Source organism: Curtobacterium caseinilyticum, from assembly GCF_030363035.1.
GTDB lineage: Bacteria > Actinomycetota > Actinomycetes > Actinomycetales > Microbacteriaceae > Curtobacterium > Curtobacterium caseinilyticum.
In genome coordinates this window covers 325,013-340,376 of the sequence record NZ_JAUCMN010000003.1, presented here as the reverse complement: position 1 = coordinate 340,376, position 15,364 = coordinate 325,013, and the positions used below count along the sequence as shown (strand labels likewise).

Sequence of the window (15,364 nt, the reverse complement as noted above, 5' to 3'; positions counted from 1 at the left end):
CCGGAGGGTGAGCGTTCCGTACCACCGCCTGCCCCGTGTCGATGCCCGTTGGCGCTGGTGGCGCCCGCTGGTCGCCCTGGCGTTCCTCGCCGGGTACTACATCGTCACGCAGGTCGTCCTGGCGGTCGCCTACTTCGTCCCGATCGGTGCGACGCAGGGGGCCGACGGGCTCCTCGGCTTCCAGGAGGACCTGTCGAGCGGCGCCCTCGACCCCACCGACCCGCTCATCCTGTCGCTGACCCTGGTCTCGCTGGTGGTCCTGCTGCCCGGTGTCCTGCTCGCCGTGAAGATCGCGCGCATCGGGCCGGCCGGCACCCTGTCGTCGACGCGCTTCCGGGTGCGCTGGCGCTGGACGCTGTGGTGCCTGCTGCCGACGGTCGTCATCGCGATCCCGATGTTCCTGCTGCAGACCAGCGGCATGTTCACGCTCGACGGCGGCTTCGGGTGGGACCACGACGCGATCGGGCAGTCCACCGTGTCGGTCGGCACGCTGACCCTGACGATCGTCATGGTGCTGCTCCTCGTCCCGTTCCAGGGCGCGGCCGAGGAGTACGTCTTCCGTGGCTTCCTCATGCAGACGATCGGCTCGTGGATCCCCGTGCGGGTCGTCGGCACGGTCGTCGCGGTCGCCGTCTCCACGGTCGTGTTCGCCCTGCTGCACATGCCGAACGGCTACAACGTGTGGGGCATCCTCGACGTCGGCTCGTTCGGCCTCGTCGCCGCGATCATCGTGCTCCGCACCGGCGGCATGGAGGCCACCGTCCTGCAGCACGCGTTCAACAACATCATGATCTTCGTGCTGCAGGCCCCCGGCTGGTCGAAGGTCGACCTCGACTCCTCGAACGGCACGATCGGCGGCTGGCTGCTCACCCTCGGCACGTCACTGGCGTTCTGGGGCATGGTCGAGCTGCTGGCGTGGTGGCGGAAGCTGGACCGCCGCTTCCCGGGTGACGAGGCACCGCGGTTCCGCGGGACGCCGCCCGCGTGGGCGGGCGGTCGGCAGTGGATGCAGCCGGGAGGCACGGGCTGGGCCGTCGCGCCGGCCCGCGACCCCGAGGCAGCCGGGTCCGCGCCTGTGGACAGCTCCCCGGGTGTCGCCGCCCGCCCGTAGGCTCTCCTGTCATGAGCACCACGCAGGCCCCGTCGCAGGCTGCCGCGCAGTCTCCGTCGCAGGCTGCCGCGCAGTCTCCGTCGCGGGCTGCGGCGCTGGACGTGCTCCACCGGGTGTGGGGCTACGACGACTTCCGCGGGGAGCAGGCCGCGATCATCGAACAGGTCGTGACCGGCGGCGATGCCCTCGTCCTCATGCCCACCGGAGGTGGGAAGTCGCTGTGCTACCAGGTGCCGGCCCTCGTGCGCGACGGCATCGGGGTCGTCGTGTCGCCGCTGATCGCCCTCATGCAGGACCAGCTCGACGCCCTCGCGGCCAACGGGGTGCAGGCGGCCTTCCTCAACTCGACGCAGGGCCCCGACGAGCGAGCCCGCGTCGAACGGGCGGTCGTCAGCGGCGAGGTCGACATGCTCTACCTCGCGCCCGAGCGGCTCCGGCTCGAGTCCACCCGCTCCCTGCTCGACCGGGCGCGCATCGCCCTGTTCGCCATCGACGAGGCACACTGCGTCGCCCAGTGGGGGCACGACTTCCGGCCGGACTACCTCGAGCTGAGCGTCCTGCACGAGCGCTGGCCGACCGTGCCGCGCATCGCGCTGACGGCCACGGCGACCCCGCAGACGCACCGCGAGATCTCCGGGCGGCTCGGGCTCGACGACGCCGCGCACTTCGTCGCGGACTTCGACCGGCCGAACATCCAGTACCGCATCGAGCCGAAGACCGGCGCGCTGCAGCAGCTCCTCACCTTCATCGGGACCGAGCACCGCGGCGACGCCGGCATCGTCTACTGCCTGTCCCGCAACTCCGTCGAACGCACCGCCGCCGCCCTCGCCGACCAGGGGATCCCGGCACTGCCGTACCACGCGGGTCTCGACGCGAAGGTCCGCGAACGCAACCAGTCGCGGTTCCTGCGCGAGGACGGCATCGTCATGGTCGCGACCATCGCGTTCGGCATGGGCATCGACAAGCCGGACGTCCGCTTCGTGGCGCACCTCGACCTGCCGAAGTCGGTCGAGGGGTACTACCAGGAGACCGGTCGTGCCGGACGTGACGGGCTGCCCTCCACCGCGTGGTTCGCCTACGGCCTGAACGACGTCGTGCAGCAGCGCCGGATGATCGACCAGTCCGAGGGCGACGCGGCGCACCGGCGGCAGCTCAGCGCGCACCTCGACGCCATGCTCGCCCTGTGCGAGACGATCGAGTGCCGCCGCGTCCGCCTGCTCGCGTACTTCGGGCAGGACTCGACGCCGTGCGGCAACTGCGACACGTGCATCGCGCCGCCCGAGCCCTGGGACGGCACCGTCCCCGCGCAGAAGTTCCTCTCGACCGTCGTCCGGCTCGAGCGCGAGCGCGGACAGCGGTACGGTGTCGCGCACCTCGTCGACATCCTCGTCGGCAAGCAGTCGCCGCGCGTGCAGGAGCTCCGGCACGACTCCCTCGCGACCTTCGGCATCGGCAGTGACCTGGGCGAAGCGGAGTGGCGAGCGGTCGCCCGGCAGCTCCTCGCCCAGGGGTACGCGGCGGTCTCCGGCGACGGGTTCGGCACGATCGTCCTGAGTCCCACGAGCGCCGAGGTGCTCAGCGGGCGGACGCGCGTGCTCATGCGCCGTGACCCGGTCAAGGCGTCCCGGGCGTCGCGGTCGCGGCGGCCGGTCGTGACGGACATGCCGCAGGAGGCCCTCGGCCTGTTCGAGGCGCTGCGTGCCTGGCGCGCCGCGCAGGCGCGCGAGCAGGGGGTGCCTGCGTACGTGGTGTTCAACGACGCGACCCTGCGCGGGATCGCGGCGGTGAAGCCCGCCGACGAGGACGCCCTCAGCGAGATCTCCGGCATCGGCGGGGCGAAGCTCGAACGCTACGGCCGAGCGGTGCTCGACGTGGTCGCGGCGCACGACTGACGGGCCCGCAGGCGGCAGGCGCAGGACGCATTCCGCAGGCGGCATGCACCCCGCGGACCGCTCACTACACTCGGAACCTCCCACGACGAGGAGGCCCCGGGTGCCCGGTTCGACGACGTTCGCCACCACGATGAGCCGTACGGTGGTGACCCCGCTCGCGCGCCTCCTGTGGCGACCGCGGATCGTCGGCCGGAAGAACGTCCCCAGGACCGGCCCGGTGATCCTCGCGAGCAACCACCGCTCGTTCATCGACTCACCCGCCATCACCCTGATGGCCCCGCGGAAGGTGTCCTTCCTCGCCAAGCAGGAGTACTTCACCGGTACCGGCGTGCGCGGAGCGGTCGCACGGGCGTTCTTCGGCGGGATCGGGGCGATCGGGGTCGAACGCGGGGCCGGATCGGCCGCGCAGCACGCCCTCGACCTCGGGCTGGAGCGGCTGCAGGCCGGGGAGGCGTTCGCCATCTACCCCGAGGGCACGCGCTCCCTCGACGGCCGGCTCTACAAGGGGCGGACGGGCGTGGCCTGGCTCGCACTGACGAGCGGCGCGCCGGTCGTGCCGGTCGCGCTGACCGGGACGGAGCACGTGCAGCCCGTGGGCTCACGGCTGCCACGGCTCGCGAAGGTGACGATCGAGTTCGGCGAGCCGATGGACCTGTCGTCCTTCGGCGACGCGGCATCCGGTCGAGCACGCCGGCATGCGACCGATGCGGTCATGGCCGCGATCCAGGCGCTGAGCGGGCAGGAGCCGGCGAACGCGTACAACAACCCGCCCTCGACCATCGTCGAACGCGTGAAGCAGGTGCTGCGGCGGGACGATCCGACCCAGGCGGTCGAGCCGGACTGATCCTGCCGTTACCGCTATTGCACATGCTGCATATCAGTGGTTCAATCGATCTCGACACACGGGGAGTGCACTCGAGCCCCGTCACCGAGACCGGACCCACCACTGACCGGAAGGCAGCAGCATGTCCTCCACACCCCTGTTCGACGCGTTCGCGAGGCGGAGCGACCTCCGGAACGACAGCGTGCTCCGGAGCGACAGCGCCCTCCGCAACGACAGCGCACAGCCCGGCGCGTCCGCCGTCCCGGCGCCGACCTCGCCGCTCTCCGCACCGCTCCCGGCGGAGGAGACCGCGCTCGTGCCGAACGCCCTCGTCGCCGCGATCGACCGGATCCCGGCCGGCGTCGGGGCGGCCCCGACCGGTCAGCACGCGGTCACGACCGACCAGCTCGTCCTGGTCGAGGCGGTCGCCGACGCCATCACCCGGGCCGTGGTCGATGCGGTCGTGGTCGAACTCGAGCGCATCACGCGCGACGGGTTCGTCCGCGCCTGACCGGACTGCCCCGTGACGGCTCCGGCCCACCCGACCCGCCGCGCCCGACGGCTCGCCGAGGCCGCGGCCGCTTCCCAGACCGCCGGGGTGGTGGCGGTTCCCCCCTCCACCACCACCCCGGTGCCTTCCCGTCCGTCGACGGTCACGTCGAGGTCCGCGACCGTCGGGACGACCACCGGGGCGGTGGTGGCCCCTCCCACCGCCCCGGTCTCCACCCCCGGAACATCGGCTGTTCCGGTCGGCGCCCCTGCTCTGCCGAGCCAGCGGGAGCACGGAGCACGCGCTGCCCCGGCCGGCGCCCGTGCACTGCCGAGCCGGCGGAAGCTCCGGGCCGAGCGCAGCCATCGCGTCCGGCGCCCGTCCCGCCGCATCAGCAGACCCGCGACGGCGTCGACGGCGACCCGCCCGGTCCGCCCGGTCGACGGCTCCGCCTGGACGGGCCGGACGCTCCCGACGACCGCAGCGGCGCTCGCAGCCTGCCTCTTCGTCACGGTGTCGACGCCCGGCTCGGCCGTCGCCGTGCCGCTGCCCGAGGCCCGCGCCGCCCGTGACGCGCAGGAGTTCGTCGTTGCCAGCGGGCAGGTGGTCCCCGTCACCCGGGACGACTTCTCGGTACAGGACGACTTCTCCGGCGACCCGCGGACCGGGGCCGGGCTCGAGACCGTCCGACCGGTCGCCGGCACCATCCCCACGGCGGGCGGGTTCGGTTCCCGGCACGTCCCGGGCTGCGCCGCGTGCTCGACCGACCACCACGGGCTCGACTTCGCGGCGCCGTACGGTCAACCGGTCCTCGCCGCGATGCCGGGCGTCGTGGTCCAGGCAGCACCCCTCGGCGGGTACGGCAACCAGATCCTGCTCGCACACCCTGACGGCAGTCGCTCCCGGTACGGGCACCTGTCGCGGATCGACGTCCGCGTGGGGCAGCGGGTGGATGCCGGGCAGGTGATCGGTGCCGTCGGCAGCACGGGCGTCTCGACCGGGCCACACCTGCACTTCGAGGTCATCCTCGGCGGCACGGCCGTCGATCCCGCTCCGTGGCTCGCGACCCGGGGGCTGCTCTGACCGTGGACCACGCCGGGACGTCCGGCTCCCGAGGCGTCCCGACCCGACAGGCGTAGCGTCGCTTCCGCGGCGGCACGGTGCGGACCGCAGGACGGAGACGCTGGTGCGCGTGACGGTACTGGGCACGGGAACGATGGGTGCAGGGGTCGCACGGTCCCTGCTGCGCGAGGGGCACCAGGTCACGGTGTGGAACCGCAGCGCCGACAAGGCACGTTCCCTGGGCGACCACGGCGCGACGGTGGCGACCGACGCCGAGGCAGCGGTCGCCGACGCTGAGGTCGTGCTCCTCACGCTCTTCGACACCGACGCGGTCGTCGACGTCCTCGAAGGAGCGGCCGGAGACGCACCGCAGGAAGCCGTCTGGGTGCAGGCGTCGACCGTGGGGACCGCCGGCACGGAGACCGTGGTGCAGCTCGCCGAGAAGTACGGCATCACCCTGGTCGAAGCGATGATGCTCGGCACGAAGGGCCCCGCCGAGCAGGGGAAGCTGACCATGCTCGCCGCCGGGCCGAGCGAGCAGCTCGACCGCATCGACCCCGTGCTCGACGCGATCGGCGCGAAGACCGTCCGCGCGGGGGAGCGGGTCGGCGACGGCACGGCGCTGAAGCTCGCGGCGAACGCCTGGATCGCCTCGATCACCGCCGCGACCGCGCAGTCGCTGGCCATCGCCCGCGCGCTCGGGCTCGACCCGCAGCTCTTCCTCGACGCCATCGACGGCACCGCGAGCGACTCGCCCTACGCGCACACCAAGGGCGCTGCGATGCTCGGCGGGGACTTCGCACCGCAGTTCGCGCTCGACGGCCTGCGGAAGGACATCGGCCTCATCGGTGAGGCCGCGCGCTCGGCCGGGGTGTCGACCACCCTGCTCGACGCGCTCGACCGGGTGTACGCCGAGGCGAGTGCGTCCGGGCACGGCGGCGACGACATCGCCGCGGTCGGCACCGCCTTCTGACGAGGACCGGCGGGGCCGACTCAGCCCCGCCGGAACCACCGGCGTACGGCACCGCTGAGCCGGCCGACGGCCTCGTCGTTCATCGTGTTCGCGAGGTCGAACGCCTCGCGTGCGGGGTCCGCGCCGGCTCGGATGCGCCGGAGCGCTGCGTCCGCCCGGGCGCGTGCATCGAGCTCGGCGAGGGGCATGTCGTCCTCGGGGTCGTGCGGCGGCGTCCCGGCGGGGCCGCCCGGAGCGTCGCGCATGCCAGCAGGCTACGCGGAGTGCTCGGTCTCGTCCTGGTGGTCGTGATCGACGACGCGGGCCATCTCCTCGAGGAACCCGACGATCACCGTCATCTCCGACTGCGGCAGGTGCTCGGCGACCTCGATCGCCCGGGTGTCGAGCTGGTCGATGACGCGGAGGACGTGGCGCATCGAGCCACCCGATGCGGTCAGGATGACGCCGCGGCGGTCGTGCGGGTCGGCGTGACGCTCGACGTGTCCGCTGCGGACCAGGCGGTCGACGAGTGCCGAGGTCGAGGCCGGCGTGATCTCGAGACGATCGGCGAGCTCCTTGGCGTTCACGGAGCGCCCCTCGGACTCGGCGTCGAGCAGGACGCGCAGCGCGAGCAGGGCGTTCTCGCCGATGCCCAGTGCCTCGCGTGCGCGGCGCTGAGCAGCGCTCTCCGCACTCCTGTACCTGCGGAGCGCGTTCAGGACGTCCACCGCGTCGACCCTGGAATCCGTGCCGTACCAGAAGCCCGTGGTGGTGGTGCTCACCTCGGTCGTCATACGGACAATGCTAGACGCTCTAGTTAGATTGTCTAGCGGGTGCGCGGACCGGCTCGTCGTGCAACACCGGTGACGCGGCGCGGAAACACTGCCGCAACGCCCGCTCGGTACCGTCGCGGGATGCAGGAGCCGACGTGCTGAGCCGACTCGCGGGGAGCGTGTTCCACGTCGGGAGCGCGGTCGAACGGGCAGACGTCGTCGCTCGGATGCTCGACGTCTACGTCGTCCGGCCCGACGCCGGCGTGACCGGCGAGGACGCCCAGGTCGGCTCCGCGCTGCGTGCGGTCGTCGGCGCGGCTGCCGGCGGGCGTGTCCGGGAGCGCGCGGCGACCGTCGAGGCGCTCGCGCTCGACCGGCACGAGCCCGCGTCGATCGCCCACGCGGTCGGCGTCGCCCGCGATCACGCGCGCCGCGCCCGCGAGGTCGTCTCCACGGAGCTGTGGGACTGTCTCGACGTCACCCGGTCGCGCATGCCCCGCAAGGTCGCCGTCGACCGAGCCCACGAGTTCCTCAGCTGGGTACGGGAGCGGAGTGCGCTCGCGGTCGGCGTGGTCGAGGGGGACGTCAGCCGTGACGAGGTGTGGGAGTTCTTCACGCTCGGACGGTCCCTGCTGCGGTGCGGTCTGACGGCGCGACTCCTGGCCTCGCCGCTCGTCGATGCGTCGTCGTCGGCATCGTGGACCACGGCGCTCCGGGCCTGCGGGGCGGGCGAGGCCTTCCGCCGCGGGCGCGAGCACCACGGTGTCGAGGCGCAGGACGCCGCGCACTTCCTGCTGCACGAGGGGCACAGCCCGCGGTCCCTCGCGTTCCTCGCAGCCCGCGCCGACGACTGCCTGTCGGACGTCGCACCCGCCTGCACCGACGACGAGGTCCGCGCCTTCCGGTCGGCTCGTGGCGAGCTCGAGCGGGTCGACATCGGCGTGCCTGCCGAGGTCCGTGCCGTCGCAGACCGCCTGGCCTCGACCGTCGCGGCCGTCATCGCCGCGTTCGACACGCGCGTCTTCGCCGCCGCCGCGCCCGCGCGCTGACGCTGCCCGCGCGCTGACGCTGCCCGCGCGCTGACGCTGCCCGCGCGCTGACGCGGCGCCCGCGCTGCAGCGCGAGCGGTCGCCGGAGGCGACGGTCCTCGCGGGACGTGCGGCCGCACACCGGCGCTCCGCGCGAGTGGCCGCACCGCGAGCGGCCCGCCGCGTCAGACCGCACTGGAGCGGTCCGCCACCGCCTCGTCACGCTCGAGGTCCCGCCGCAGCGCAGACCGCGCTGCGCGCGAGCCGACCACCGGCACCGCGTGCGTCACGGCGAGGTGCAGCGGCGCCTCCGCGTCGTACCGCAGACGGAAGCGCTCCCAGCGGACCAGCCAGACGAGGGCGATCGCCAGGGCGACGAACCCGGACACGGCGCCGACGACGATGGCCCAGCGCGGGCCCCAGGCGTCGGCGACGGCCCCGACGATCGGGGCGCCGATGGGTGTCCCACCGGCGAAGATCGCCATGTAGAGCGCCATCACACGTCCACGCATCGCGGGCGTCGTCGTGGTCTGCACGAGGGCGTTCGCCGTGGTCATGAAGGTCAGTGAGGCGAGTCCGACGAACACGAGTACGACCGCGAAGGTCCAGTACGTGGGCGCGACGGCCGCCGCGGTGCACGCCAGTCCGAAGCCGGCGGAGGCGACGACGAGGGTGCGCATCCGCGGGCGGTCGCGCCGGGCGGAGAGCAGGGCGCCCGCCACCGAGCCGATCGCCATCACCGAGTTGAGCAGGCCGAACTCACCGGCGCCTTTGCCGAACTCGACGCGGGCCATGGTCGACGTGAAGATCGGGAAGTTCACGCCGAACGTGCCGACGACGAAGATCATGCAGAGCACGACGATGATGTCCGGCCGTGTCCGCACGTACCGGAAGCCGGCGACGATCTGCCCCTTGCCGCGCTTCGGCCGGATGCGCTCGGCGAGCTGCGCGGGGTCGACGAACCGCAGCGCGACCAGGACGGCCAGGAACGACCCCGCGTTGATGACGAACACCCATCCGGAGCCGATGGCCGCGATGAGCACACCGGCGACCGCGGGGCCGATCAAGCGTGCGGCGTTGAACGACGCGGAGTTGAGCGCCACGGCGTTCGCCACGTGCTCGCCCTGCACGACGTCGGAGACGAACGCCTGGCGGATCGGGGTGTCGAACGCGGCGACGATGCCGAGCGCGAGGGCGAAGCCGTAGAGCGACCAGAGCGTCACGGTGTCGGTGAGCACCATGATCCCGAGGCCGAGCCCGAGTGCGCCCATCAGCCCCTGCGTGAGCATGAGCATCTTCCGCCGGTCGAAGCGGTCCGCCGCCAGCCCGGTCAGGGGGAGCAGGAGCAGCTGCGGGCCGAACTGCAGCGCCATCGTCACGCCGACCGCGATCGCGTCGTTGTCGGACAGCTCCGTCAGGACGAGCCAGTCCTGCGCGGTGCGCTGCATCCAGGTGCCGACGTTGGACACCAGGGCCCCGGCGAACCAGATGCGGTAGTTGCGGGCGGAGAGGGAGCGGAACATGGCGGTCACTGCTGGGCCAGCCTCCTCATGATCTCGGTGGCGTCGGTCAGGGTGCGGCGCTCCTCGGGGGTCAGTGCGGTCAGCCGTGGGGACAGCCAGTCGTCGCGACGGCGCCGGGTCTCCGCGACGAACGCCGAGCCGGCGGCGGTGGCGGCGAGCAGCACCTTGCGACGGTCGTCGCCGTGGTCGTCCTTCGACACGAGTCCGCGCTCGATCAGCACGGCGACGGTCTTCGTCATGCTCGGCGGCGTGACCCCGTCCTGCCGACTGAGGTCGGCCAGGGTCATCGCGCCCTCGCGGTGGAGTCGGGCGAGGGCGGAGAACTGCCCGTCCGTCATCGTCACGTCGGCCTTCTGTGCGCGGAGCGTCCGCGACAGCCGGTTCACGGCGATGCGGAGGTCGGTGGCGAGTGAGGCGTCGGGCACGACCGTTAGCCTACCTCATTAGTTCAGCGAACGAACTGGTTGTCCGCGGGTGTACGCTCGACTGAGCAACACGTGTTGCTTTGTGCACGATCGACGGGGACGTCGAGGAAGAAGGAGAACATGTCCGAGTTCGAGGGCAAGGTCGCCGTCGTCACCGGCGGTGGCAGCGGCATCGGGGCCGCCATCGCGAAGGAACTGGCCGCCGAGGGCGCGTCCGTCGTCGTCACCGACATCAGGCTCGACGCTGCGCAGCGCGTGGTGACGGAGATCGAGGCATCAGGCGGCACCGCCAGTGCGTTCGAGGCGAACTCGGCCGTCGCGGGTGACAACGAGCGCATGGTCCAGCACGCGGTGGACACCTACGGCGCCCTGCACCTCGCCGTGAACAACGCCGGCATCGGCGCCGCTCCCCAGCCCATCGGCGAGTACGACGTCGAGGCGTGGGACCGCGTCCGTGCGGTCGACCTCGACGGCGTCTTCTACGGGCTCCGCTACGAGATCCCGGCGATCCTCGCAGCCGGCGGCGGCGCAGTGGTGAACATGGCGTCGGTGCTCGGCTCCGTCGGCATCGCGCAGAACGCGGCGTACGTGGCGTCCAAGCACGCCCTCGTCGGGCTCACCAAGGTCGCGGCGCTCGAGTACACGGCGCAGGGCGTCCGCACGAACGCGGTCGGCCCGGGCTTCATCGACACCCCGCTCGTCCGCTCGTCGTTGTCCGCCGAGGAGCTCTCGGCGCTCGAGGGCGAGCACGCGGCGAAGCGCCTCGGCACCGACGCCGAGGTCGCGGCCCTCGTGCTGTTCCTGCTGAGCGACAAGGCGTCGTTCATCAGCGGCAGCTACCACCTGGTCGACGGCGGCTACAGCGCCCACTGACCGCGGTCGGGCGTTCCTGGTCGCTGCGGGAGTACCTGCTCAGAACGGGCGTACCTGCTCAGAACGGGCGTACCTGGTCAGGACGACTGACCAGGTACGCCCGTTCTGACGTTCCATCGCAGGTGCGATGGGAAGGAACGGGCGGCCGGGAGGCGCGACCAGCGTTCCGACGTCGCAGACGCTGGTCGCGCCTCCCGCGTGACCCTCACCGCGAACAGCAGGGTGTCCGGCACGGTCACCAGCAGGTACAGCGTCGCCGGCGACGGGCGCGCGGTCAGTGGAACTGCGGGATCGTCAGCCAGATGCCGTACAGGACCGCGACCGCGCACACCGCGAAGCACAGGAGGGCTCCGGCCAGTGCGACCGGCGGGGTGTGCCCGGACCGCGGGGTCTCGTCGCGGTACTCGGTACGCTCGCCGCCCGGGTCGACGGGCTGCCCCGTGCCGAGCAACCGCAGGCCGAGCGTGTAGACGAGCACCACGCCGACGGCGGCCACGAAGCCGACGCCCGCGACGGTGCCGATGCTGCTGAGGTCGATGTGCACGATGCCCTCCTAGGCGGACACCGGCTGCGCGGCCGGTTCCTCGTCGTTCACGGTGTCCTTCGTGACCGGCTTCCGGCGTGCGAGGACGAAGAAGGCCGACCCGCCGACCAGGGCGAGCACGGCGACGACGACCAGGCCGATCGTGCTCGTCGAGGCGAGCAGGGTCGCGAGGCCTCCGACCACGGCAGCGGCCGGGAGGGTGATCACCCAGGCGACGACGATGCGGCCCACCACCCTCCAGTGCACGTCGGCGAGCTTCTTGCCCAGGCCGGAGCCGACCACCGAGCCGCTCGTGACGTGGGTGGTCGAGAGCGCGAAGCCGAGGTGCGAGGACACGAGGATGGTCGCGGCCGAGCTCGTCTCCGCAGCGAACCCCTGCGGGGACTGCACGTCGGAGATCTTCTTGCCGACCGTGCGCATGATCCGCCATCCGCCCGTGTACGTGCCGAGGCCGATCGCGAGGCCGCAGGCCAGGACCACCCAGAGCGCCGGACCGGTGCCCGAGGACTGGTAGCCCGCCGCGATCAGCGTCAACGTGATCACGCCCATGGTCTTCTGTGCGTCGTTCGTGCCGTGCGCGAGCGAGACCAGCGACGCGGAGATCGTCTGCCCGTGCCGGAACCCCGTCGCGGCACCGTGCGTGGTGGCGTTCCGGGTGAGCGTGTACGCCAAGTAGGTCGCGACGAGGGCGATCACCCCCGCGATCACGGGGGAGAGCAGCGCCGGCAGCACGACCTTCGACACGACGGTCGCCCAGTCCACCGACTGCATGCCGGCTCCGATGATCGACGCTCCGATGAGCCCGCCGAACAGTGCGTGTGTGGACGACGACGGCAGACCGGAGTACCAGGTCGCGAGGTTCCAGAGCACCGCACCGACGAGTCCCGCGAAGATCATCGTCGGGGTGATCTGGATGCCGTCCTGGCCTTCGCGGATGATGCCCTGCGAGACCGTCTTGGCGACCTCGGTGGACAGGAACGCGCCGACCACGTTGAGGACGGCGGAGATGAGCACGGCGGTCCGGGGCTGCAGGGCTCCGGTGGCGACCGAGGTGGCCATGGCGTTCGCAGTGTCGTGGAAGCCGTTCGTGAAGTCGAACACGAGGGCCACCACGATCACCAGCACGACGGTGACGAGGACGTCCATGCGCGTGACGCTAGGCCGGCTCCGAGCCCGCTGCGTGAACGCCGGATGAACACGCCACGGACCACCTGCACCGCCTGTACGTCTGCGAGGATCGACCCGTGCCGACCTTCTCCGCAGCCCGAGGGGACTCCTCGTTCACCGACGCGCACGGCGTCGAGATCGTCTACTCGACCTGGCGTGCCGGCAAGCCGAAGGGCATCGTGCAGATCGCGCACGGGGTCGGCGAACACGGGCTCCGCTACGAGCCGCTCGCGCAGGACCTGGTGCGCGCCGGGTACACCGTGCACGCGAACGACCACCGCGGGCACGGTCGCACCGGGCTCGCGCAGTGGGACGGCGACCACGCAAGGCTCGGGCGGCTCGGCCCCGGTGGACTCCGCGCCGCGATCGCCGCCGTCGAGCAGATGACCGCCGTCGCCCGCGAGCAGGACCCGGGCATCCCGCTCGTGCTCCTCGGGCACTCGTGGGGCTCGCTGATGGCGCAGCGGATCCTGAACACCTCGTCGGAGCGGTACGACGGTGTCGTGCTCTCCGCGACGGCGTACCGGCTGCCCGGGTGGATGAACAGCGGTGACCTCAACGCACGGCACGCCGGGTCCGGGCCGACGAAGTTCGAGTGGATCACCCGCGACCGGGCGATCATCGATGCCCTCGCGGCCGACCCGCTCACCGTCGAGGCGGACGTCATCAAGCTCTTCGGTGTCCGCGATGCGCTGCGGCTGCTCGGGGTGCCGCGGCGGGCGATCCCGCACGACCTGCCGGTGCTGCTGCAGGTCGGCTCGGACGACACGCTCGGCGGTCCGCGGTCGGTCGAGCGGCTCGCCCAGGCGTACCGACGGCGTGGCGGGCTGACGGACGTGCAGGTGCACGTCTACGAGGGCGCGCGGCACGAGGTCTACAACGAGACGAATCGCGACGAGGTGGTCGCCGACCTGGTCGCGTGGCTCGACCGGCACGTCGCTCGCTGACGCGCGCAGCGCGCGGCGGCGGGGCGCGCGGCGCGCGGCGATCGCCGGAACCAGGTTCCGGACACAGCACCGGGCGATTCCACGGTGCCGTGTCCGTACCGTGGTTCCGCGGGCAGTCGAGGCAGGTCGACGGCGGACGGGAGGCACGGGGCGGGCCCGCCCCGAGCCTCCAGTCCGACAGGTGGCGGGCGTAGGCTCGTCCTCGTGCACGGTGAGTACAAGGTCCCCGGAGGCAAGCTGGTCGTCGTCGACCTCGAGGTCGTCGACGGGAGCATCCAGGAGTTCCGGCTGGCGGGTGACTTCTTCCTCGAGCCGGACGATGCGCTGCCGCTCATCGACGGCGCGGTGAACGGGCTCCCGGCCACGACGGACGCGGCCGGCATCGCCGCCGCCGTCCGCGGCGCGCTGCCCGAGGGGGCGGTCCTGCTCGGCTTCACGCCGGAGTCGGTCGGGGTCGCCGTCCGACGCGCGCTCTCGCGGGCGTCGACGTGGCAGGAGTACGACTGGGAGATCGTCCACGAAGGACCGATCAGCCCGAACGAGCACCTCGCGCTCGACCAGGTCCTGACCGAGGAGGTCGGGGCCGGCCGACGCGGCCCCACGCTCCGCATCTGGGAGTGGGACCAGCCGGCCGTCGTGATCGGGTCCTTCCAGTCGCTGAAGAACGAGGTCGACCCGGACGGCGCAGCCAAGTACGGCGTCGAGGTCGTCCGGCGGATCTCCGGCGGCGGAGCGATGTTCATGGACGCCGGTGCGATCATCTCGTACTCGCTGTACGTGCCGACCGACCTGGTGCAAGGCATGACGTTCGCGGACTCGTACGCCTACCTGGACGAGTGGGTGATCGAGGCGCTGAAGTCCCTCGGCATCGAGGCGTACTACCAGCCGCTCAACGACATCACCTCGACCAAGGGCAAGATCGGTGGCGCCGCGCAGAAGCGCCTCGGCACCGGTGCGCTCCTCCACCACGCGACGATGAGCTACGACATGGACGGCCAGAAGATGGTCGAGGTCCTGCGCATCGGCCGCGAGAAGATGAGCGACAAGGGCACGACCTCGGCGGCGAAGCGCGTCGACCCGCTGCGCTCGCAGACCGGGCTCACCCGCGCCGAGATCATCGACCGGCTGATCGGCACGTTCACGAAGCTGTACGGGGCGCACGAGGGGCACGTGACCGAGGCCGAGCGTGCCCGGGCGCGGGAGCTCGTCGAGACGAAGTTCGCGACGCAGGAGTGGCTCGAGCGGGTGCCCTGAGCGGGTGGTGGTCACGGCGGCCGGGGAGGGACACCGTGACCGCCGCCGCACCGGTCACGGGGGCGATCCCGAGGACCCGCCGTGCAGATCGCGAGGATCATCCGCGCGGCGGAGGTGACCGCCCATCGACTGACGTAGCGTCGGGTCCGTGAACTGGTTGATCCTCCTGGGGGCGGTGGCCGCAGCGGTCGTCGTGATGTGGGTCGCCGATCGCGTGGGGTGGATCGACCTGTCGAACAAGGCCACACGCAGCGGCGGATCCGGTGGTGTCGTCTCGATGATGGACGAGGTGTTCGCGCCGACCCGTCACGAGACGCAGGCCGAGTACGAACGGCAGACGCGCCTCCCGAGGGAAGCGCCGACGCCGGCCGACGACGACCACGACCTGCTCAGCGGGCACGTGCTCATCAGGGTGCCGACCGTGCGTGGCGTCGGTCGACACGAGGCCCGTCCGGGCACGCTCGACCGCACCTACTGACCGACCGACGCCCGGCGTGGGG

The 15,364-nt window shown here is 72.1% G+C and carries 17 protein-coding genes; 11 read left to right on the top strand and 6 right to left on the bottom strand.

Annotated features, from left to right (window positions below; genetic code table 11):
* Positions 1-7: 7 nt before the first annotated feature.
* The 6 genes from QUG93_RS06550 to QUG93_RS06525 all read left to right on the top strand — a co-directional run bounded on the left by QUG93_RS06550 (position 8) and on the right by QUG93_RS06525 (position 6,351).
* Positions 8-1,111 (top strand): CPBP family intramembrane glutamic endopeptidase, encoded by a 1,104-nt coding sequence (locus QUG93_RS06550; RefSeq protein ID WP_289473109.1) that lies wholly within the window; start codon positions 8-10, stop codon positions 1,109-1,111.
* Positions 1,112-1,122: 11 nt separating this feature from the next.
* Complete coding sequence (gene recQ, locus QUG93_RS06545) at positions 1,123-3,003, top strand: DNA helicase RecQ (protein WP_289473108.1); 1,881 nt, start codon at positions 1,123-1,125, stop codon at positions 3,001-3,003.
* Between the two features lie 130 nt (positions 3,004-3,133).
* Positions 3,134-3,847, top strand: a complete 714-nt coding sequence (locus QUG93_RS06540) for a lysophospholipid acyltransferase family protein (RefSeq protein ID WP_289473155.1) — start codon at positions 3,134-3,136, stop codon at positions 3,845-3,847.
* A gap of 121 nt (positions 3,848-3,968) precedes the next feature.
* Positions 3,969-4,337, top strand: a complete 369-nt coding sequence (locus tag QUG93_RS06535) for a hypothetical protein (RefSeq protein WP_289473107.1) — start codon at positions 3,969-3,971, stop codon at positions 4,335-4,337.
* A 492-nt stretch (positions 4,338-4,829) separates the two neighbouring features.
* On the top strand, positions 4,830-5,399 hold the full coding sequence (locus tag QUG93_RS06530; RefSeq protein WP_289473106.1) for a M23 family metallopeptidase: 570 nt from the start codon (positions 4,830-4,832) through the stop codon (positions 5,397-5,399).
* A gap of 109 nt (positions 5,400-5,508) precedes the next feature.
* Positions 5,509-6,351, top strand: coding sequence for an NAD(P)-dependent oxidoreductase (locus QUG93_RS06525; protein ID WP_289473105.1), 843 nt, complete (start codon positions 5,509-5,511; stop codon positions 6,349-6,351).
* Positions 6,352-6,371: 20 nt separating this feature from the next.
* On the opposite strand, the gene QUG93_RS06520 is transcribed toward QUG93_RS06525, so the two are convergent.
* Positions 6,372-6,596, bottom strand: a complete 225-nt coding sequence (locus QUG93_RS06520; RefSeq protein WP_289473104.1) for a hypothetical protein — start codon at positions 6,594-6,596, stop codon at positions 6,372-6,374.
* A 9-nt stretch (positions 6,597-6,605) separates the two neighbouring features.
* On the bottom strand, positions 6,606-7,124 hold the full coding sequence (locus tag QUG93_RS06515; protein WP_289473103.1) for a MarR family winged helix-turn-helix transcriptional regulator: 519 nt from the start codon (positions 7,122-7,124) through the stop codon (positions 6,606-6,608).
* Positions 7,125-7,258: 134 nt separating this feature from the next.
* Here QUG93_RS06515 and QUG93_RS06510 point away from each other — a divergent pair, with 134 nt between their 5' ends.
* Complete coding sequence (locus tag QUG93_RS06510) at positions 7,259-8,152, top strand: alpha-E domain-containing protein (protein ID WP_289473102.1); 894 nt, start codon at positions 7,259-7,261, stop codon at positions 8,150-8,152.
* A gap of 164 nt (positions 8,153-8,316) precedes the next feature.
* Here QUG93_RS06510 and QUG93_RS06505 read toward each other — a convergent pair whose 3' ends face one another.
* Together QUG93_RS06505 and QUG93_RS06500 are read right to left on the bottom strand one after the other, a co-directional pair.
* Positions 8,317-9,663 (bottom strand): MFS transporter, encoded by a 1,347-nt coding sequence (locus QUG93_RS06505; RefSeq protein WP_289473101.1) that lies wholly within the window; start codon positions 9,661-9,663, stop codon positions 8,317-8,319.
* On the bottom strand, positions 9,660-10,079 hold the full coding sequence (locus QUG93_RS06500) for a MarR family winged helix-turn-helix transcriptional regulator (RefSeq protein WP_289473100.1): 420 nt from the start codon (positions 10,077-10,079) through the stop codon (positions 9,660-9,662). The genes QUG93_RS06505 and QUG93_RS06500 overlap by 4 nt, the downstream gene beginning before the upstream one ends.
* Positions 10,080-10,199: 120 nt before the next feature.
* Between QUG93_RS06500 and QUG93_RS06495 the strand changes: the two genes are divergently transcribed.
* On the top strand, positions 10,200-10,952 hold the full coding sequence (locus QUG93_RS06495; RefSeq protein ID WP_289473099.1) for an SDR family NAD(P)-dependent oxidoreductase: 753 nt from the start codon (positions 10,200-10,202) through the stop codon (positions 10,950-10,952).
* A gap of 274 nt (positions 10,953-11,226) precedes the next feature.
* Here the strand turns inward: QUG93_RS06495 and QUG93_RS06490 are convergent, their stop codons facing one another.
* A complete protein-coding gene (locus tag QUG93_RS06490) occupies positions 11,227-11,496 on the bottom strand; it encodes a hypothetical protein (RefSeq protein ID WP_289473098.1) in 270 nt (89 codons plus the stop codon).
* Positions 11,497-11,505: 9 nt separating this feature from the next.
* Complete coding sequence (locus QUG93_RS06485) at positions 11,506-12,642, bottom strand: inorganic phosphate transporter (protein ID WP_289473097.1); 1,137 nt, start codon at positions 12,640-12,642, stop codon at positions 11,506-11,508.
* A 98-nt stretch (positions 12,643-12,740) separates the two neighbouring features.
* Between QUG93_RS06485 and QUG93_RS06480 the strand changes: the two genes are divergently transcribed.
* The 3 genes from QUG93_RS06480 (at position 12,741) to QUG93_RS06470 (ending at position 15,342) form a co-directional block, all read left to right on the top strand.
* Positions 12,741-13,610, top strand: coding sequence for an alpha/beta fold hydrolase (locus tag QUG93_RS06480; RefSeq protein ID WP_289473096.1), 870 nt, complete (start codon positions 12,741-12,743; stop codon positions 13,608-13,610).
* Positions 13,611-13,814: 204 nt separating this feature from the next.
* A complete protein-coding gene (lplAB, locus tag QUG93_RS06475; protein WP_289473094.1) occupies positions 13,815-14,864 on the top strand; it encodes a lipoate-protein ligase LplAB in 1,050 nt (349 codons plus the stop codon).
* Between the two features lie 148 nt (positions 14,865-15,012).
* Positions 15,013-15,342 (top strand): hypothetical protein, encoded by a 330-nt coding sequence (locus QUG93_RS06470; protein ID WP_289473093.1) that lies wholly within the window; start codon positions 15,013-15,015, stop codon positions 15,340-15,342.
* Positions 15,343-15,364 lie beyond the last annotated feature (22 nt).

Excerpts from the sequence above, each read along its gene's own strand:
- QUG93_RS06495 (WP_289473099.1), top strand. The coding sequence starts at position 10,200 with ATGTCCGAGTTCGAGGGCAAGGTCGCCGTCGTCACCGGCGGTGGCAGC.
- QUG93_RS06535 (WP_289473107.1), top strand. The coding sequence starts at position 3,969 with ATGTCCTCCACACCCCTGTTCGACGCGTTCGCGAGGCGGAGCGACCTC.
- QUG93_RS06520 (WP_289473104.1), bottom strand. The coding sequence starts at position 6,596 with ATGCGCGACGCTCCGGGCGGCCCCGCCGGGACGCCGCCGCACGACCCC.
- QUG93_RS06485 (WP_289473097.1), bottom strand. The coding sequence starts at position 12,642 with ATGGACGTCCTCGTCACCGTCGTGCTGGTGATCGTGGTGGCCCTCGTG.
- QUG93_RS06540 (WP_289473155.1), top strand. The coding sequence starts at position 3,134 with ATGAGCCGTACGGTGGTGACCCCGCTCGCGCGCCTCCTGTGGCGACCG.
- QUG93_RS06515 (WP_289473103.1), bottom strand. The coding sequence starts at position 7,124 with ATGACGACCGAGGTGAGCACCACCACCACGGGCTTCTGGTACGGCACG.
- recQ (WP_289473108.1), top strand. The coding sequence starts at position 1,123 with ATGAGCACCACGCAGGCCCCGTCGCAGGCTGCCGCGCAGTCTCCGTCG.